The sequence below is a fragment of the Lentibacillus persicus genome (genome assembly GCF_900112705.1).
Lineage (GTDB): Bacteria > Bacillota > Bacilli > Bacillales > Amphibacillaceae > Lentibacillus > Lentibacillus persicus.
In genome coordinates this window covers 21965-40589 of sequence record NZ_FOMR01000007.1, presented here as the reverse complement: position 1 = coordinate 40589, position 18625 = coordinate 21965, and the positions used below count along the sequence as shown (strand labels likewise).

17 protein-coding genes are annotated in these 18625 nt (G+C 40.7%); 14 read left to right on the top strand and 3 right to left on the bottom strand.

Going from position 1 to position 18625, the window contains the following annotated elements; genetic code table 11:
* The first annotated feature begins 230 nt into the window (after positions 1 to 230).
* From BMZ22_RS10245 to BMZ22_RS10230, 4 genes are all read left to right on the top strand, one after another.
* A complete protein-coding gene (locus BMZ22_RS10245; RefSeq protein WP_090085168.1) occupies positions 231 to 1310 on the top strand; it encodes an undecaprenyldiphospho-muramoylpentapeptide beta-N-acetylglucosaminyltransferase in 1080 nt (359 codons plus the stop codon).
* 311 nt (positions 1311 to 1621) lie between these two features.
* The gene (locus BMZ22_RS10240) at positions 1622 to 2647 is read left to right on the top strand and encodes an ABC transporter substrate-binding protein (RefSeq protein ID WP_090085165.1); all 1026 of its coding nucleotides are present in this window, start codon (positions 1622 to 1624) and stop codon (positions 2645 to 2647) included.
* 67 nt (positions 2648 to 2714) lie between these two features.
* Positions 2715 to 3572, top strand: a complete 858-nt coding sequence (locus tag BMZ22_RS10235; RefSeq protein WP_090085163.1) for an ABC transporter permease — start codon at positions 2715 to 2717, stop codon at positions 3570 to 3572.
* Entirely contained in the window at positions 3572 to 4780 is a 1209-nt protein-coding gene (locus BMZ22_RS10230; protein ID WP_090085161.1) for a quaternary amine ABC transporter ATP-binding protein, read from the top strand. The genes BMZ22_RS10235 and BMZ22_RS10230 overlap by 1 nt, the downstream gene beginning before the upstream one ends.
* A 103-nt stretch (positions 4781 to 4883) precedes the next feature.
* Here BMZ22_RS10230 and BMZ22_RS10225 read toward each other — a convergent pair whose 3' ends face one another.
* Together BMZ22_RS10225 and BMZ22_RS10220 are read right to left on the bottom strand one after the other, a co-directional pair.
* Positions 4884 to 6134, bottom strand: a complete 1251-nt coding sequence (locus BMZ22_RS10225) for a hemolysin family protein (RefSeq protein WP_090085158.1) — start codon at positions 6132 to 6134, stop codon at positions 4884 to 4886.
* A gap of 432 nt (positions 6135 to 6566) precedes the next feature.
* Positions 6567 to 7118 carry a beta-class carbonic anhydrase gene (locus BMZ22_RS10220; RefSeq protein WP_090085156.1) on the bottom strand — a complete coding sequence of 184 codons (552 nt, stop codon included), beginning with the start codon at positions 7116 to 7118 and terminating at the stop codon, positions 6567 to 6569.
* Between the two features lie 219 nt (positions 7119 to 7337).
* Between BMZ22_RS10220 and BMZ22_RS10215 the strand changes: the two genes are divergently transcribed.
* The 5 genes from BMZ22_RS10215 (at position 7338) to BMZ22_RS10195 (ending at position 13095) form a co-directional block, all read left to right on the top strand.
* Positions 7338 to 8492 carry an MFS transporter gene (locus BMZ22_RS10215; RefSeq protein ID WP_090085154.1) on the top strand — a complete coding sequence of 385 codons (1155 nt, stop codon included), beginning with the start codon at positions 7338 to 7340 and terminating at the stop codon, positions 8490 to 8492.
* Positions 8493 to 8669: 177 nt separating this feature from the next.
* The gene (locus BMZ22_RS10210) at positions 8670 to 9491 is read left to right on the top strand and encodes a S1C family serine protease (protein WP_090085152.1); all 822 of its coding nucleotides are present in this window, start codon (positions 8670 to 8672) and stop codon (positions 9489 to 9491) included.
* Between the two features lie 94 nt (positions 9492 to 9585).
* Positions 9586 to 10287 (top strand): PRC-barrel domain-containing protein, encoded by a 702-nt coding sequence (locus tag BMZ22_RS10205; RefSeq protein ID WP_090085150.1) that lies wholly within the window; start codon positions 9586 to 9588, stop codon positions 10285 to 10287.
* Positions 10288 to 11104: 817 nt separating this feature from the next.
* Positions 11105 to 11836: an RNA polymerase sigma-I factor gene (sigI, locus tag BMZ22_RS10200; protein ID WP_425434279.1), complete on the top strand. Its 732-nt coding sequence runs from the start codon at positions 11105 to 11107 to the stop codon at positions 11834 to 11836.
* Entirely contained in the window at positions 11836 to 13095 is a 1260-nt protein-coding gene (locus BMZ22_RS10195) for an anti-sigma-I factor RsgI family protein (RefSeq protein WP_090085148.1), read from the top strand. Before sigI ends, BMZ22_RS10195 begins: the two co-directional genes overlap by 1 nt.
* A 54-nt stretch (positions 13096 to 13149) precedes the next feature.
* On the opposite strand, the gene BMZ22_RS10190 is transcribed toward BMZ22_RS10195, so the two are convergent.
* The gene (locus BMZ22_RS10190; protein ID WP_090085146.1) at positions 13150 to 13386 is read right to left on the bottom strand and encodes a YhdB family protein; all 237 of its coding nucleotides are present in this window, start codon (positions 13384 to 13386) and stop codon (positions 13150 to 13152) included.
* A 159-nt stretch (positions 13387 to 13545) separates the two neighbouring features.
* Here BMZ22_RS10190 and BMZ22_RS10185 point away from each other — a divergent pair, with 159 nt between their 5' ends.
* The 5 genes from BMZ22_RS10185 to BMZ22_RS10165 all read left to right on the top strand — a co-directional run bounded on the left by BMZ22_RS10185 (position 13546) and on the right by BMZ22_RS10165 (position 18544).
* Positions 13546 to 14220, top strand: a complete 675-nt coding sequence (locus tag BMZ22_RS10185; protein ID WP_090085144.1) for a YhcN/YlaJ family sporulation lipoprotein — start codon at positions 13546 to 13548, stop codon at positions 14218 to 14220.
* A 158-nt stretch (positions 14221 to 14378) separates the two neighbouring features.
* The gene (locus tag BMZ22_RS10180) at positions 14379 to 14846 is read left to right on the top strand and encodes an S-ribosylhomocysteine lyase (RefSeq protein WP_090085141.1); all 468 of its coding nucleotides are present in this window, start codon (positions 14379 to 14381) and stop codon (positions 14844 to 14846) included.
* Between the two features lie 134 nt (positions 14847 to 14980).
* A complete protein-coding gene (locus tag BMZ22_RS10175; protein WP_090085139.1) occupies positions 14981 to 16360 on the top strand; it encodes a dipeptidase in 1380 nt (459 codons plus the stop codon).
* 61 nt (positions 16361 to 16421) lie between these two features.
* The gene (locus BMZ22_RS10170) at positions 16422 to 17180 is read left to right on the top strand and encodes a (S)-benzoin forming benzil reductase (protein WP_090085138.1); all 759 of its coding nucleotides are present in this window, start codon (positions 16422 to 16424) and stop codon (positions 17178 to 17180) included.
* Between the two features lie 533 nt (positions 17181 to 17713).
* Positions 17714 to 18544, top strand: a complete 831-nt coding sequence (locus BMZ22_RS10165; RefSeq protein ID WP_090085136.1) for a nucleotidyltransferase domain-containing protein — start codon at positions 17714 to 17716, stop codon at positions 18542 to 18544.
* Positions 18545 to 18625: the final 81 nt, after the last annotated feature.

Below are 18625 nucleotides of genomic sequence, written 5' to 3'. Positions count from 1 at the left end.
CGGTTTTTTTCTGATTCGGCGTGCACTCAGATTATGAGGATTGAGGCTCAAGCGTAATCACTATAATATTATAATAATAATAAATGATAAACATATTTCGCTTTCCTTTTGATTCGTTTTCACTTAGGATAGAAGAAGTTATTTTAGAATTAATTCAGGCTGCTGAAAGAAGCGGCGGCTTGCACTGAAAAAAGTACTTGCCAGTGTGTTGTTATAAGGAGTGCATCATTATGAGCGGAAAAAGAATCTTGTTTACCGGCGGCGGAACAGCCGGCCATGTCATTGTAAACCTTGCGCTGATTCCTGTTTTTCAGCAGGATGGATGGGAAGTCGATTATATTGGATCGCAAAATGGCATTGAGCGTAAATTAATTGAATCGCTCGACAATGTGAATTACTATCCGATATCGACGGGTAAATTGCGCCGTTATATGTCCAAAGAAAATTTGAAAGATCCTTTTAAAGTGCTGAAAGGGACGATGCAGGCGTGGCGCATTATCGGTAAACGAAAACCGTCTGTCGTATTTTCAAAGGGCGGTTTTGTCTCTGTGCCGGTGATTATAGCCGCAAAACTGCGACGTGTCCAGGCGGTTATTCATGAATCGGATTTCACTCCTGGACTGGCCAATAAAATAGCGATCCCATTTGCTGAGAAAGTGCTGGCAACATTTCCTGAAACAATTGATTATTTGCCTGAAAAGAAAGCCGAATATGTTGGGGCAGTTATCCGGGAAGAACTTTTTAATGGGGATAAAGTCAAGGGGCTGAAATTGTGCGGTTTTACCAAAGAAAAGCCCGTGCTCCTTGTTATGGGCGGCAGTGGTGGTGCTGAAAAAATTAATCAGACAGTCCGTGAAAGTCTGGATGGACTCCTGCCTGAATTTCAAATTGCACATATTTGCGGCCAGGGAAAAACCGATCCTTCCATAGATCGAAATGGCTATGCCCAGTTTGAATATGTTAATGAAGCATTAAAAGATTTATTTGCGGCGACTGATTTTGTGCTGTCGCGCGCCGGATCCAATGCTATATTTGAATTCTTGGCCCTCCATAAACCGATGCTGCTCATTCCGTTGTCAAAGCAGGCAAGCAGAGGCGACCAAATCATTAATGCCAATTCTTTCAAAGAAAAAGACTACGCCCGCGTGCTGGAAGAAGAATCGCTGACGTCGGATGGATTGATACAAGAGTTGGTGAAGTTAAAAGAAAAAGCACCCGTCATGATTGATTACATGAAAAATTATAAAAGCGAGAAAGCCCGTGACCGGGTTATAGAAATTATTAAGGTTGCCGGTGAGACAAGAAAATAAACAGTAAAACCAGAGGCTGGGGATGCTTTTTCCCGGTCTCTTTTGTTGTTTATGACGAAATTTGTAGATAAATGAAGTATTACGTCTAATAATTATATATAATCACTAATATTTGAATCTCTCGCCGTTTTAATAGAAATTATTCTGAAATATGCATTCTGACGCCATTTGATATAAGTTTAATAGTTTATTATGATTAAAGGTGTTTGCAAATCGTAAGCTCTTTCGTAAGTACTTCTCTTAACCATGCTGCCCAATATCTTCAACATTTCAACATTTAACGACATATTTCGTAAAAAAGGGGTAATCAAATGAAAAAATTATTAATGGTATTGTCTGCCGTTGCACTGGCAGTGCTTGCTGCTTGTGGCGGTTCAGATTCAGGCAATAGTGAAGGTGATGGCAATTCTGAAGCAAGTGTTGATAAACTGGTTCTAGCTGATGCAGGCTGGAATAGTATACGGGTTCATAACTCGATTGCACAAAAAATCATCGAAGAAGGCTATGGCATTGATACAGAAGTTACGCCCGGGTCAACCGCAGCAACCGTTCAGGGACTTAGGGAAGGCGACATTGATGTTTACATGGAACTATGGACAGATAACATTAAGGACGTTTACGAGGAAGCGATCGAAGCAGGCGATTTCGAAAAAGTCTCAACAAACTTTGATGATAACGTACAGGGCATTTATGTGCCAACATACGTCATTGAAGGGGACGAAGAGCGTGGTATTGAACCAATGGCACCTGATCTCAAAACAGTTGAAGATTTGAAAAACTATCCTGAACTGTTTGAAGACGAGGCAGAGCCTGGCAAGGGGCGCCTGATTAACGCACCGAGTGGCTGGGCAGTTGAAAAAGCGATAACGCAGAAGATGGAAACATATGGTTTAAACGATACGTTTGTTAACTTTAAACCTGGTTCAGATGCAGCAATTGTCGCATCGCTTGCCGATGCCTATGAAGCTGGTGAAGCATGGGCAGGCTACTACTGGGCACCAACAGCAGTGACGGCTAAGTACGATTTGACCTTGTTGGAAGAACCGGAGTATGATCCGGAAGTGTATGAAGAAACAAAAGGCACAGCATTTCCTCCAAACGATGTTGTTGTAGGTGTCCATAAAGATATACCTGATGCAGCACCGGAAGTTGTTGATTTTCTGAGCAACTATGAAACAAGCAGTGCTTTAACCGAGCAAGCACTTGATTATATGAATGAAAACGAAGATGCCTCAGCTGAAGAAGCAGCTGAATGGTGGATGAACGAAAATGAAGATGTATGGACAAGTTGGGTTTCCGAGGATGTAGCCGAAAAGGTCAAAAGCTCAATGGAATAAATGCGAAAAGCAGCTGGCCTGCCGGTTGGCTGCTTTTCTAATTTACTGAAAAGAGAGGTGTGTTCATATGGGCGTTTTTCCTGATATAACGTTCAAGCTTGGTGATTATGTCGAAACATTTATCAACTTTTTAGATTCTTCGCTGGAAAGCTTCTTTGATTTCATCTATTTATTTTCTTCTGAAATCATTAATGGGATTGAAGGTATTTTGCTGTTTTTGCCATGGTGGCTGTTTATTTTAATTATTGCTCTGTTGGGATGGTATTTTAAATCAATTACTGCCGGTATTCTTTATGGTGTTTTTATATTTCTGATTGGAACATTCGGTTTATGGGAAGATTTGATGACGACCATTGCAATCGTCATGACGGCGGTTATTATATCATTGGCATTAGGTATACCGCTCGGTGTGTGGATGGCCTTCAGCAAAGGCTTTTCAACCGTTATGCGCCCCATACTTGATGCCATGCAGACGATGCCGAGTTTCGTTTATTTAATTCCTGCTATTTTCTTCTTCGGATTAGGGAATGTCTCCGCGATTTTTGCGACACTTATTTACGCTATTCCCCCTGTCATAAGGCTGACTGAACTGGCAATCCGCGGTGTGGATAAGGAAGTGATTGAATCAGCTCAATCCTTTGGCTCATCCAATATGCAAATGCTGTTTAAAATTCAGCTTCCGCAGGCGCTGCCAACGATTATGGCAGGTGTTAACCAGACAACCATGATGGCGCTTGCTATGGTTGTTATTGCATCGATGGTAGGTGCGCAAGGGCTTGGTGAACAAGTTCTTGTATCAATTAACCAGATTGATATTGCTTTAGGATTTGAAGCCGGTATCAGCATTGTATTTCTTGCGATTATTATTGACCGTATTACAGGCGGTGTGGCGGATAAATTCCAGAAGCATAGGAGGGTAAGCTGATGGAAACAAAAATAAAAGTCGAACATGTTTCGAAAATCTTTGGACCGCGACCTAAATCAGTCATATCAAAAATTAAAGATGGCATGAGCAAAGATGAAATATTAGCGGAAACAGGCCATACAGTCGGTGTCTATGATGCCTCCATGGATATTAAAAAAGGCGAAACCTTTGTCATAATGGGGTTATCCGGAAGTGGGAAGTCAACGCTTATCCGTTGTTTTAATTTATTGAACCGGCCAACCGACGGCGCCATTTATATTGATGGAGAAGATATTGTTAAGTCGAATAAGGCTGAACTCAAAAAAGTTCGCCAGGAAAAAGTTGCGATGGTTTTTCAGCATTTCGGGCTGTTTAATCACCGGACCATAATGGCTAACGTTGAATATGGCCTGGAAGTCCGCAATATGTCTAAAGAAGAACGCCGTGAGATTGCACAACGCAATATTGATATCGTTGGTTTGAAAGGTTATGAAGAGAAATATCCTGATGAACTATCAGGCGGGATGCAACAGCGTGTAGGACTAGCACGTGCACTTGCCAATGATCCGGATATCCTGCTGATGGACGAGCCATTCAGCGCGTTGGATCCCCTCATCCGCCGTGAAATGCAATTAGAGCTTCTTGACATCCAAGAGCGATTGCAGAAAACAATTATTTTTATTACACATGATGTGAATGAAGCGTTCAAGCTTGGAGACCGGGTCGCTGTTATGAAGGATGGAAAAGTGAACCAGATCGGTACGCCGGAAGAGATTATCGAAAACCCGGCAAATGATTATATATCCGAGTTCATCAAAGATATCGATCGATCAAAAGTATTTCAGGCGGAAAATATTATGATTAAACCGAACGCGCTTGTGTCCATGAAGGATGGCCTGAACGTTGCCCGGAAAGAGATGGAGGAAAATGGTATATCAAGTGTCTTTGTGGTTGATCGCAGCAGACACGTTAAAGGAATTGTTACGATTGATGACGCTGTACAGGGTCTTAAGGAGAAAAAAACGCTTGAAGACATGATGCGGACAGATGTCACGATTGTGCAGCGTGACGAATATGTCAATGATTTAATTCCTAAAACACTCGGATCAAGTTTTCCTTTGGCAGTTGTCAATGAAGACCAGAAACTAATCGGGTTTATTTTGCGTGTCCATGTGCTGTCCGGATTAGCTGCTGAAGATGTAGAAGAAAGCGAAGAATATTATAGGTAAATACAGAAAAAACATGACCATCAACTGCGGATGCCAATTGATGGTCATGTTTTGTTGATGCCAAAGCGTCTGTGTTTGGTGTGTTTTTTGGTGGTTATGATGGTCAAATGTCTGAATAATTCCTGCATACTTTCGCATTTGAAATCATTCGGCCATCGACTTCCTCAATTTTGAACGTGAGGCCTGCATACTCAAAGGAATCATTATCTCCGACTTTAGGCACACGGCCGATCTGACTGATCATAAATCCATTAAGTGTTTCATATTCCTCAATCGGGAGATCTACATTAAAGTACTCTTCCACGTCATCCAGACTTATGCTTCCATTTATATAGAATGTATTGTCATCAAACTTGACGATCTCCTTAACAACTTCATCATCTTCATCATAAATTTCTCCTACAATTTCTTCGAGTAAATCTTCAAGCGTTACAATCCCGGCCGTTCCTCCAAATTCGTCAACAATGACTGCAATATGAATATTGTTTTGCTGAAAATCTTTAAATAATTGATCGATTGTATTGAACATGGGAACGATATACGGTGTTTTGCAAAAATCCATTACATTAAATTTATCCATATTACTCGAAACGCTCAAATATTGAATTAAGTCTTTGACATATAACATGCCAACAATATTGTCGATACTATCTTCGTAAATCGGAATTCTGGAAAATTTTTCTTGATTAACAACGGACAATACGTCATCAAAAGAGGCATTGGCTGGAAGCGCAATAATTTCGGTCCGATGGGTCATTGCCTCACTAACCTTAACGGCATTCAGTTTCATGGTGCCTTGTATGATTTTATTCTCATTTTCCTCGAAGACACCCTCTTCGGTTCCAACACGCGCCAGCACCGATAGTTCCTCCCGGCTTGTCGTCGTTGCCTGATCAGATGATTGACTTGAAATCATTTTAGTGATGAGTTCGGAAATAATCACAAAAGGATATGTGATATACATCAGATATTGAATGATTTGGCCACTCGCCATTGCCAACTTATGCCAATATCTGGCCCCCAGTGTTTTTGGAATTATTTCTGAAAAGATAAGAATAAGAATGGTAAGTACAGCCGAGATGACTCCAAAATAGGCTTCACCAAACACTTTAGTCGCCTGCGCACCGACCCCCGCTGCACCGACGGTATGTGCTACTGTATTAACTGTCAGAATACCGGAAAGGGGGCGGTCAACATTTTTCTTTAAATTCATAAAAAGCTTGGCACGTTTGTTTCCTTCTTCAGCTTTTACATTTAAATACGAAGGGGTGGTGGAAAGAAAAACGGCCTCAAGTATAGAACAAAGAAATGATACACCTAATGCTAAAAACAAGTATAGTATCAAGAGTCCCATATGTTAGTTTTTAACCTCCTGCAGGTTGAGAAATTTTAATTCGGGAAGTTGGTTAGTTGCTTTGCTTAAAAAAAACTTTACCAACATCCGGGTAAAGGTCACATGTTACTATTTATAACCTTTACCAATATGGCAAAGGTCTGGCAAACAACAAGGTATGTTGCCAGTTACACCGGTGATAAATAAAATTATCACGTATGTGTCGGTGTAACTCGTCAGCTACTCCCCTTTGAATATTAAAACGTCCAATTTTAACATTGGTGTATATTATAAGGTAAGTGTAGGTGAAAATCAATTAAATGAAAAGAAATCAGTTAAAGACGAACGATAAGGAAATTGGCGAAATATATTTTTGATGTGGCCTATCGTGACCCCTTAATCGTTCGTCTTTCCATTTGGTTTTACACGTATTGTTCCAACCTCAGCATATTATTATCCTCTTGTAACAAGGTCTAATTTGCCTGTCGCAGGATCGATAACCAGGCCGTGAACAGTCACATATGATGGCAATAGAGGATGATTGCGGACAACCGATACACTTTCTTCCACTGAATTTTCCACTGAATCAAAACCGCTGAACTCATTTTCCAGATCGATACCGCTATGTGTAAGGGTGTTAAGTGTCTCCTCTGAAATACCTTTATCCAAGAGCCCCTGTTTAAATGCTTCCGGGTCTGTATGGGACATGCCGCAATCATGATGCCCAATAACCATTACTTGTTCTGCTTTTAATTCATGAATGGCAACCAGAATGCTTTTCATGATGCTGTCAAAAGGGTCCCGAAGAATTGCCCCGGCATTTTTGACCATTTTGACATCACCATTAGTTATGTCCAGGGCTTTCGGCAACAGTTCTGTCAGCCGAGTGTCCATACAGGTGAAGATAACAGTGCGTTTATTGGGAATGTTATCTGTTCGAAGAGATTCGTACTTTTCCTGATTAACAAAATCTTTGTTGAATGCAAGCATGTTATCAAGATGCATATCAATCAGTCCTTTCCATTTATAACGTATGTGTTTCCATTGTTTCCCACTTTTTTATTTGAGATAATGACACAAATATGCGACAAGAATGTAAAAAAGTATTCAAGATTGTGTGGGATTGAGCACAGTCAATTTGTGGTAATATTATTATAACAGAAGTATTGGCGAATAATAATAATCATTGCAAATTTTAGGAGCAGCAGAAAAGGAGGATTCATTATGGAGCAGCAGAAAGGAAGCACTGCGGCATTAGTCTATTCGACAATAGCGATGGTTGTATCGTTTACAATCTGGTCTATGATTTCACCAATGGCGTCGAATATCAGCGCTTTATACAATCTTTCTGCCACACAAGTCAGTATTTTGGTAGCAGTCCCAACCATTCTTGGGTCGATTATGCGTATTCCGCTTGGAATTCTGTCTGACAAATATAGCGGAAGAAAAGTTTATACATTAACGATGCTATTTTTGATTCTGCCTTTAATTGGAGCAAGTTTTGCGAATTCATATGGGTGGATGCTGTTTTTTGCTTTCTTTATTGGTATGGGTGGTACAACATTTGCCATTGCTATCACATATGTCTCAGGGTGGTATCCGAAAGAAAAGCAAGGTCTCGTTCTCGGTATAGCTGGTGTTGGGAATATCGGTACGGCTGTGGCTGGTTTTCTTATCCCGGTTATTGTAGCAGCTTACAGTATTGATTGGGCATTTCGAATTTTAGCAGTCATGATCGCAATTATGGCGGTTGTCTTTTATTTCGGGACTGAAGACCGTGAGCAAGGCGGCCAAAAAACGCTGAAGAGTGCATTAGAGCCGTTAAAATATAAGCAAACATGGATGCTGTCACTTTTTTATTTTCTTACATTCGGTGTCTTTGTGGCCTTGGGACTTTATTTGCCAACACTGCTGCAGGACTTGTATGACATAACGGCAGTCGATGCGGGTCAGCGTGCGGCTATTTTTGTTGTGATCGCAACGTTTATTAGACCGCTTGGCGGTATGATAGCCGATAAATTGGATCCTAAAAAGATACTTACTTCCATCTTCCTGGTGATTGCTGTCAGTGCGGCGGTACTTGCGTTTACGACAGGGAATGTTATTTTATTCACGATCTTTTGTCTGGCTATAGCCGTTTTTTCCGGCATGGGAAATGGCGTCGTATTTAAACTTGTGCCAATGGTTTCACAGGGCAACACCGGCGCAGTTACTGGTATTGTCGGTGCTGCAGGCGGCCTGGGCGGTTTCTTTCCGCCGATTCTGCTCGGTGTATTCAAGGATTTAACCGGCGGCTATTACTTAGGGTTTCTCCTGTTGGCATTGTTCAGTCTTGCTTGTCTATGGATAAACTTACAGCGTAAAAAGTTAGTTCAATAATAAAATAAACCAGCAAATTGTAGGGGGTTGTCCAAAAGGTCACCAAAAAATGTGACTTTCAGGCCAGCTCCTTTTTTGATTTTTAAAATGATTGCTCCGAAGTTCGCAGTTTTAAATGGTACAATAGAAGTGAAATGCATGTACAGAGAAATTGAAAAATGTGTTCGGTGGTGCCTTATGACGGATGAAAATAAAAATCGTGACATTATAGATGATGATTTATATGAAGAGCTTGACGAGGAAGAGCTATATGAATTGGTTGAAGAAGAAAGGCAAAAAGCACTTGAAAAAGATAAGGACGACGAAAAAGGCAGTCGAAAGCCGAAGCCTCCGTTTCCTAAATGGCTATTTTGGCTGATTGCTGCCGTAATGGTGTTAAATGTTGTGTCACTTATACCGAGAACGTTCACCCTGCCGGCAATTGATTTTTTGTTCACCTCAGCCAAGCTGTCCACTCAGGAAGACATACAAACCTACAAAAAGTCGGTCGTTGTGATTGAATCAGGTGATTCGAGAGGAACGGGTTTTTCGATTACAAGTGATGGAACAATTATTACGAATCACCATGTTATCGAAGGCCAGGATGAAGTCACTGTGGCATTTCCTGAACAAGGATTATATACGGGCGAAGTAACAGCTGAATATCCGTCTGTCGATTTGGCGGTGTTAGATGTCAGCGGCAGCAAGTTTCCTCATTTAGAGCTAGCAGATCAAACAACTTATAATCCAGGGAATGAGCAAGTGTATTTTATCGGTAATCCCACAAATTTCAGCGGCATTGCAAATGAAGGAAGCGTTATTGATGAAATCCAATTAAGCGGCTGGGACAAAACAGTTGTGATGATGGATGCTCCCGTGTACCGGGGCAACAGCGGCAGTCCTGTTATCAATCAGGACGGCGAGGTAATCGGTGTTGTGTTTGCGACACTGCATCATGATGAACAAGGGAGAGTAGGTTTATTTGTGCCGATTGATTATTATTATGACCATCATAAATAACCTTGCTGTTTAGTCCGTATTTTCTAAGGGAAAAGTCCTGTAACAGGAAACTTCGCCTTGTTTCTGAGGCGGGGAGAAGAGGAGGAGGTCAACAATGCTGTATTTCACAAGTGACTTGAACACATATCATATTGAAGCTTCTGATGGGCAAATGGGGAAGGTTCAGGATTTATATTTTGATGATGAAAAGTGGGTCGTCCGCTACGCTGTGTTGGATGTGAGAAAATGGCTGCCGACAAGACGTATACTGCTCTCGCCTGCTTCATTTACATCAATCGATACAGAAAACCAGCAAATTAATGTTAAACATGACAAAGAAACGGTCAGAAACAGTCCTTCAATTCCGGCAGACGCTACGTTTTCCAGCGATCTGGAAATGGCGTTGACAGGCTATTACGGCTGGAGCCGATATTGGCTGGGCGGTCTGCTGTGGGGTGTTGAGGATATGCCCGGTGTTAATATTGATGATCGGGAACTGGAGGCACAGGAGATGTCAAATGAGCCTCAGCACAACTTGCGCAGTGAACAGGAAACAGGCACGTTTAGAGTGCATGCGAATGATGGGAAAATTGGTGAAGTATCAGATATCATTATTGATGACATCTACTGGAAAGTTCGGTGCGTGGTTGTGAGTGAGGCTCGATTACCTGCGGAGGACAAGTTTATGCCTGTAAATGCAGAGCAAATTCAGTCCGTCGATTGGCTTGAAGGGGATATCTATATAAACAGTGACCTCGAAGACCTGAACAATCGAACAAGATATGAATCCAAAGAAGCTCTCCTCAAAGCATTGTGACGATGTGCCAATAGTATTACCAAGTGCACCCCTTAACGCAGATTCTATCCTGACCTGTGGGGTGCACTTTTTTTAGCTGCTTCCAAAGAATGATGTTATGAGACACTACATCCATAAACTGCGACGTACTTTGCTGTGATATCTCGGAAGGACAGACCGCTTCCTGAAAAAAGCAGAAATCGGGGGCGGGAAGCAGACATATATGCCGAAGAGCTGAAATATGCGCCGGAGAGCAGACATATGTGCCGGAGAACGGAAATATGCGCCGGAGAGGAGAGATATGTTCCGAAGAGCTGAAATATGCGCCGGAGAGCAGACATATGTGCCGGAGAACAGAAATATGCGCCGGAGAGCAGAGATATGTTCCGGAGAGCGGATGCTTCAGCACGGGGCCGCGTAAAACGACGAGCACAAAGCAACACTTTTCTGAACATGCTACGATCTGCGAGGAATGCTGCTTCTCCGAAATCACCTGCAGCACGGCGAGCACCCGGGTACTCCAGCTGCGTCGCTAGAGAGGCTAATGAATTTTCACTGGTTCGCAGTTTCATCAACTGTGAAGGTAAGTGTTGTACAATTTAATTTTAATATACCGTTGTATTAGAAAAGTAACGCTTTTTTAAATGAAATGTAATAAATCTGTTCTCGTAACAAATGGATTGGTGAGTTACGATTGATGATATCAGTCAGATTCTCATAAAGATGGTGAATATATGCTGAACAATATCAAAATAACCTTAATTATAACCGATAACCTTATATCTGCACCCATAAAACACATGCTTAAATCGAATTCTATAGCAACTGGAGGTGTTGTATGGCAATGAACGATCAGCCATTTATCGAAACACCTCTTGAAGATATGATTCTTTCAGCTCAGAAAGGCGATCAAGGCGTTCAGCATCATCTTTTGAAATCTTATCAGCCATTTATCGCTAAATGCGTTTCAGAAGTGTGCAAACGCTATGTCGATCCGCAAACTGATGATGAGTTCAGTGTCGGGTTAAATGCTTTTAATGAGGCAATTATGTCTTATTGCCCTAAAAAAGGCGGTTCGTTTCTTGCTTTTTCCAAGCTCGTTGTGAAACGGAAAGTCATTGATTATATACGCTATATTCGGAAAACACCACAAGCAGTTTCTCTGGACGAAGACTTTAATGAGGAACAGATGGAAAACCCGGTAGAAATATTAGCGGTAACCGAGGCCTATCGTAAAGAGCAGCAAACATTAAGTCTTCGCGAAGAAATTTTGGATTTTAAAGAAAAGCTGCAAAGCTACAAATTGTCTTTAGATCAGCTCACCGAGGTTTCGCCAAAACACCGGGATGCCCGAGAAACAGCAATTTCTGTCTCGCAGATGATTTATAATAATCCGGAGATGAGTTCTTATGTCAGAAGGAAGAAAAAGTTGCCTTTAAAAGGATTGGCCGAACAGGTAAAGGTCAGTAAAAAAACGCTGGAACGAAATCGTAAGTTCATCCTCGCCATATTTATAATTTTGGATGAAGATTACGCTTATCTTAAGGAGTATCTTAAGGGGGTGGGTTAGTGAAAAAAGGCCTTGTGATGGAGAAACATCGCAATTATATGATTGTAATGCAGAAAGACGGCACATTTCAAAAAGCACACCCCGTGGAACATGCTTTGGTTGGCATGGAAGTGAGTTATCAGCCATTAGTTGAGCGGGATCGAAATAATCAAAAGCGCAATGCATTAATAGCTGCAGTCGCATGTCTTCTGCTGGTTATGGCGCCGTTTTACTTTACCACAGACAATGACAAAACATATGCCTATGTTAATATTACAATTAATCCGAATTTGGAATTGGAAATTGACAATCAATTAAATGTAAAATCGATTGAGCCTTTGAATGAGGATGCAAAATCATTTCTTCCGATGCTCACAGGTTATAAAGGCAAACAATTAGAAACGGTTATTCAACAGATTATAACTAAAAGTGAAAAAGCTTCCTTATTGAAAAATGGCAAGAACATTCTGGCAGGAGTCAGTTATACTGATAATTCACAACAGAAACAGTCTGTTACGCAATTAATTGATGAGTATTTTGGCGAACAAAACCAAAGCTGGGGGATTGTGACATTTAAAATTCCCAAAGAAATTCATGAACAGTCGCTGGACGATGAGCAATCAATGAACGAATTGATGGCAAGAAACCTCCTGAACACAGAAGGAATTACGAATGTCGATACAGAAGCGGATACCTTCCTTAATAATGATGAAAGAGATATTATACATTCATTTTATAACATACATCATGACACCTCAGGTTCCGGTGACCGCCAAGAGGAAATTGATGATCGTAAGCGTCCAAAATCTTCTGAGGGAGAAGATGCCACAAAGTCGGGAAATAGTGATCAATCGCAGAGTAATCCAAAAGAATCGAATAAATTAGAGTCCAATAGTCACAGCAGCAATAGTGATGTGAAAAGCAACAATTCGACACAGCATAAGAGGGAAGACATTAACGGAAAAGCAAAAGGCCATGACAAAGCGAAAAAGAACAACGGGAAAGCAAAAGGTCACGACAAAGCTAAGCAGAACAACGGAAAAGCAAAAGGCCATGATAAAGCCAAGCAGAACAACGGAAAAGCAAAAGGGCATGACAAAGCCAAGCAGAACAACGGAAAAGCAAAAGGCCATGACAAAGCTAAGCAAAACAACGGAAAAGCAAAAAGTCACGACAAAGCCAAACAGAACAACGGGAAATCAAAAGGTCACGACAAAGCCAAACAGAACAACGGAAAAGCAAAAGGTCATGACAAAGCCAAACAAAATAAACATAACTAGTCAAATGAAAAAATGCACCGATTTTCGGTGCATTTTTCCTATTGTTAAGGCCTTTTATACCTCCATCGCGACAGGCGGTGTGTATTTCATAGCGTGGTCGATATAATACAGCAGCTCATCATGTGTTTCAATCACTTTGGCTTGCTCAGGTGAGTAATGGTAAGCATTCAGAAAAAGCTGGATTTTTTTGGACAGCATATCATCATTCGTGCGGACCATCAGCACAAGCAATTCATCCCACTGGCCCCACAAGGTATAATATAACGCTTTGTCATAGTCAGGGATTTCCATTTTAACCCTCCTTCATGTTGAAAAGGATCAGTTATAGTCTCTCCAAATAATCGTGTATGTTGTGATTAACAAAAATGGCATTAATGCCAATTTCTGTTAGCGTATAATTCCTTCTTATTGCTGCATACTAACCACAAAACGGTAAGGAGGATTTTAGTTATGAAATGGAAAATTTACAGCTTTTTACTAATTGCCCTGTTTCTTGTTCTTGCTGCCTGTGGAACCGGTAACCAGGACAACAACGGTGGCACTGAGGAAGGCCAAAATGATAACAATGTTGAGCAAACCCGGTTTGATGGAGACGTTAATAATGACAATATGAACAATAATGGCAACCAGACACGAGATACAGATAACACGGGAAATAACGAAAACCAATACGAACTGGCTGATAAGGCAGCTGAACGAATTTCTAATGACGTAGAGGGAATCGACAACGCCTATGTCATCAAAACGGACAATAATGCGTACGTAGCTGCTGAACTTGACCAGAACAACAATGGTAACAATAATGGAGCCAACAATAACGGCAACGGTAATAACGGTAATAACGGCAACAATAATAACGGTGCCAACATTAATGGCATGACAAATAACAATAATAACAACAATGAAGGCGGCGAAATAACTGACGCGGTAAAAGAAGAGATTTCCGGCATTGTAAGAACCGTTGACCCGGATGTCGATAATGTATACGTGTCAACAAACCCTGATTTCGTTGATTTGGCAAATAATTATGCTGATGATGCCGGTAGCGGGGAACCTGTCGAAGGCTTGTTTGATCAAATGGGCAATATGATTGAACGTGTTTTTCCTCAGCAAGGAAATGATTAAAAACTAGTATAAAGGGGGTGGCACAGAACTTGTGTTCACCCTTTTATGCTTTATGGTGTCATGAATATCTTCCATAGACAGATTTTTTTACACTAGTTGGATTTAATGTTAACTTTAAATTAGAAATGATACGGTTAGCCAATAAAGGAGCGATATTCATGGCTGAAAAAATGAATGTGGAAAGCTTTAATCTTGATCACACCAAAGTGGCAGCGCCTTATGTACGCTTGACAGGTGTCACGTCGGGATCAAATGGTGATAAAGTATATAAATACGATATACGGTTTAAGCAACCAAATAAAGCGCATATGGATATGCCGGGGCTGCACTCAATTGAACATTTAATGGCAGAAAATATTCGCAATCATATGGAAAATGTTCTTGATATTGGCCCGATGGGATGCCAAACAGGCTTTTATTTGCAAATTCTGAACAATGACAGCTACGAGGACGTCACAGACGCTTTGGAGAAGACTTTAAAAGATGTTCTCAATGCGGATGAGGTGCCGGCGTGCAATGAAGTGCAGTGCGGCTGGGCAGCCAACCACAGTCTTGAAGGGGCAAAAACAATCGCAGAAGACATGCTCGCTAAAAAAGACGAGTGGGATCAGGTTTTTGCTGAATAATACCGGTAAAAGAGCATGTATTACATTTAGAAGGCAGTCTGAAACAAGGCTGTCTTTTTCATTACATGCCAGTGCGTTAACTCTGTTATCATATAGAAGAGGATATAAAATCGATAAAGAAGGAGTTAAGAGCGATGAGCAAGCAAGCCATGCAGTATTTATCTGATAATCGCGCGCAGATGCTGGAAAAACTTAATTCATTTTTAAAAATACCGAGTGTCAGCACCGATAGCGTACATAAAAAAGACATTAACAAGGCTGCTGATTACCTGGAATCGTATTTAAGCGAGATTGGCTTTGAGAAAGTTGAACAGCAGGATACTGGAGGGCATCCCCTGGTTTACGCTGAATATAATAAAGCCGGGTCGGATGTGCCCACCGTGTTATTTTACGGACACTATGATGTCCAGCCGGCAGACCCGCTGGAGGAATGGAAAAGCGAACCCTTCACACCGGAAATTAGGGATGGACGTTTGTATGCACGTGGTGCAAGCGATGATAAAGGACAGGTTTTCATGCACCTCGCTGTGTTTGAGGCTTATATGAAAACAGAAGGTAAATTACCATTAAATGTGAAAGTCTGTATTGAAGGCGAAGAAGAAATCGGCAGTGAAAATCTTTATAAAACGCTGCGCGAGAAGAAGGAACAGTTTAATGCTGATTTTGCGGTTATTTCGGACTCAGGAATGGTCGCCGAAAATCAGCCTACCATTTTGTATGGATTAAAAGGATTTACAGGGAGCGAGATAAACGTAACCGGACCTGATCACGACCTTCACTCAGGCATGTATGGAGGAGCTGTCCGTAACCCGGTTATGGCGCTCAGCCACATTTTAGCTTCAATGAAAAATGAAGATGAAGTGGTAACGGTTGAAGGTTTTTATGATGGTGTCGAGCCACTTTCGGATGACGAACGTGAGCTGATAAGAAATGTTCAAGGCGAAGATTTCGAGTCATCCACAGGCGTCAGCGAAACAGTATCCGAAAAAGGCTACACTGCTAAAGAACATACCATGGCAAGACCTACCTTTGAAATAAACGGCATATACGGCGGCTATCAGGGAGAAGGAACCAAAACGATTATTCCATCAACTGCAACAGCAAAGATTACATGTCGTCTTGTTCCCGGCCAGGACCCTGAAAGAATTCAGGAATTACTTGAAGCACATATTCATAAAGTTGCGCCAGCAGGTGTCTCAGTTGACGTTAAAAAAGAAAAATTGTCAGCTAAAGCCTATAAGGTCGAGCCTGAAAATGCGCTTATAAAAAAAGCGGCCAAAAGTTATACTGAAGCGTTTGGTAAAGAAACAATCTATGTACGGATGGGCGGCTCAATCCCGGTCGTCGAATGGATTGAAGAAATCTATAATATACCAATTGTTCTTCTTGGGTTCGGAACGCCCGATGACAGGCTGCACTCACCGAATGAAAGCTTTCCATTAGACAGTTTTGATAAAGGCATGGATACACTGGTCCGTTATTGGTCAGAAATTAATAGCAAAGACAAACATTAGCGGTTTTTTAGCAGGGAAAACCGGGAAAGAAGAGAGTGTATAGCTGAATAGGGGGGATTTTATGAGACATGCGGTTGTTACAGGTGTATCTAAAGGGTTAGGTGAATCAATTGCCAAGCTATTAATGGAATCAGGGATTCATGTGGCTGGCGTGTCACGCGGTAGTAATGACAAACTCGCCACTGTTGCTGCCGAGAATAACGTGAATTATGACCATTATTCGTGTGACCTTGGTGATTTGGAAACGACAGAAAAAACTTTTTCAGAAATTGCGAATGATCTTTTTTCTAAAGAGCCTGAGACGGTATACTTAATTAATAACGCTGCAGTGCTTGATCCGGTTGATAAATCGATGGACACCAAAAGCACTGAAATTGCACATCATATGCAGGTGAACACAATCGCGCCGATGATTTTGACGAATATGTTTTTAAGAAAAGCGGCCGATAAGGATATAAGGTTTATCGGGACAACCATCTCCTCGGGAGCGGCTGAAAGACCGATGTACGGGTGGAGTGCTTATTGCAGCTCTAAAGCCGGTATCAATATCTTTACACAAACTGCAGCGCTTGAACAGGAAGAATTAAACACTCAAAGCAAGGTGATTGCCTTCAGTCCCGGAGTCATGGATACTGAAATGCAAGAGAGAATCCGGGCAAGTGATGAAGACGCATTTCGCGATGTTGAGCAGTTTCGCAGTTTAAAAGAAGAAAATAAACTTAAAAGCACGGATACAATTGGTGAGATACTCGTCGATATCTTGACTGATGAGACAAGTATCGAGAATGGGAGAATTTACCGTGCTTCTGATTATTTTTAAAAGATCTTAAAAAAGCAGGAGTCGCTATGTAAGTAATTCACTTGTTGTGAGAATTTGAAAATAAAAGCTCATTTAGCATACTAAATTATATAGGATTTGGTATGCTATTTTTTATTGACATAACGGTATTTCTTGAGAAAAATATACAATTTCAGATTTTAAAATAACAGCAGTATTGGTATACCGACAATGACTATTGTTAGAGCTATAAATATGATGCTAAAGTAAAGGACGGTAAATGACTGCGCTAAAATGCCTGTTAATTTTGTGAATCAATTTATACGTGTATTTTTGTAAGTAGCTGATGGGAAAAACTCATATCAGCATAACATTTAGGAATAGCGGACAAGAAATATGATTAAAATGACATCCTATATCTGAAGTAACACCAAAATATCCCTGTATTTACCAGTAAATTCTGAACATTTATGTTAAAATAAGTGAAAGGGGAAATTCCTAAATTAACGAAAAATTTTCTGAAGAGTGTTCAATAAAAGGGCCAGATTATTGAATTTAAATTGGAGTGAAATATAATGGCAACTGTCGATAATATAATTCAAGACATAAAACAGGAACTAGATGGACTGCCAGGTGTAGTAGGAGTTGTATTAGGTGGGTCTAGGGCAAGAGGAACTCATAGTCCAGATTCTGATATAGATATTGGAATTTACTATGATGAATCAAAAGGGTTTAATACCAATGATATAGAAAAAGCAGCGTTTAATCTTAATGACGATAAAAAAGAGCATTTAATTACTTCTTTAGGTGAATGGGGCGAATGGATAAATGGAGGTGGCTGGTTAGTTATACAGGGTTATCATGTAGATCTTATCTTTCGTGATATTAAACGAGTCAGTAAAGTTATTGACGATTGTTTATCAGGTCTAGTATCCATTCATTATCAAACAGGACATCCTCACGGTTATTTGAATGCCATGTATATGGGGGAATTAGCTGTTTGTAATGTTTTATCTGACCCTGAAGGTACGTTAAGTGAATTAAAAAAGAAAACAGAACCTTATCCCGAGAAATTTCAAGAAGCGATGATTCAATATTTTTCCTTTGAAGCTTCTTTTTCCCTGATGTTTATGGAAGCCAATGCGAATAAAGACGACATTTCATACGTGATGGGGCATTGTTTTCGGAGTATTTCTTGCTTGAATCAAGTTATCTTTTCAAAAAACAAGGTGTATTGCATCAACGAAAAGAAAGCTGTAGCCATGATTCAAGATTTTTCAATAAAACCTATAAACTATAAAAAACGTATTGATGAAATTGTTTCCTTTCTTTCAACGGATAAAGATAAAACAAACCAAGCTGTAAACAACTTAAAAGAATTAATTTCTGAAACTGAAGCATTATAAATATTCCGCAAACGGGCGCAAGAACGGAATTAAGACTTGTGCCACTTTTGCTTATAAGGGCCGATTAATGGAATAAGGTTT

Coding starts and splice junctions, on each gene's coding strand:
- sigI (WP_425434279.1), top strand. CDS start 11,105: ATGGCAATGAACGATCAGCCATTTATCGAAACACCTCTTGAAGATATG.
- BMZ22_RS10210 (WP_090085152.1), top strand. CDS start 8,670: ATGACGGATGAAAATAAAAATCGTGACATTATAGATGATGATTTATAT.
- BMZ22_RS10230 (WP_090085161.1), top strand. CDS start 3,572: ATGGAAACAAAAATAAAAGTCGAACATGTTTCGAAAATCTTTGGACCG.
- BMZ22_RS10165 (WP_090085136.1), top strand. CDS start 17,714: ATGGCAACTGTCGATAATATAATTCAAGACATAAAACAGGAACTAGAT.
- BMZ22_RS10190 (WP_090085146.1), bottom strand. CDS start 13,386: ATGGAAATCCCTGACTATGACAAAGCGTTATATTATACCTTGTGGGGC.
- BMZ22_RS10245 (WP_090085168.1), top strand. CDS start 231: ATGAGCGGAAAAAGAATCTTGTTTACCGGCGGCGGAACAGCCGGCCAT.
- BMZ22_RS10175 (WP_090085139.1), top strand. CDS start 14,981: ATGAGCAAGCAAGCCATGCAGTATTTATCTGATAATCGCGCGCAGATG.
- BMZ22_RS10205 (WP_090085150.1), top strand. CDS start 9,586: ATGCTGTATTTCACAAGTGACTTGAACACATATCATATTGAAGCTTCT.
- BMZ22_RS10170 (WP_090085138.1), top strand. CDS start 16,422: ATGAGACATGCGGTTGTTACAGGTGTATCTAAAGGGTTAGGTGAATCA.
- BMZ22_RS10220 (WP_090085156.1), bottom strand. CDS start 7,118: ATGCATCTTGATAACATGCTTGCATTCAACAAAGATTTTGTTAATCAG.
- BMZ22_RS10240 (WP_090085165.1), top strand. CDS start 1,622: ATGAAAAAATTATTAATGGTATTGTCTGCCGTTGCACTGGCAGTGCTT.
- BMZ22_RS10235 (WP_090085163.1), top strand. CDS start 2,715: ATGGGCGTTTTTCCTGATATAACGTTCAAGCTTGGTGATTATGTCGAA.
- BMZ22_RS10180 (WP_090085141.1), top strand. CDS start 14,379: ATGGCTGAAAAAATGAATGTGGAAAGCTTTAATCTTGATCACACCAAA.
- BMZ22_RS10215 (WP_090085154.1), top strand. CDS start 7,338: ATGGAGCAGCAGAAAGGAAGCACTGCGGCATTAGTCTATTCGACAATA.
- BMZ22_RS10225 (WP_090085158.1), bottom strand. CDS start 6,134: ATGGGACTCTTGATACTATACTTGTTTTTAGCATTAGGTGTATCATTT.
- BMZ22_RS10185 (WP_090085144.1), top strand. CDS start 13,546: ATGAAATGGAAAATTTACAGCTTTTTACTAATTGCCCTGTTTCTTGTT.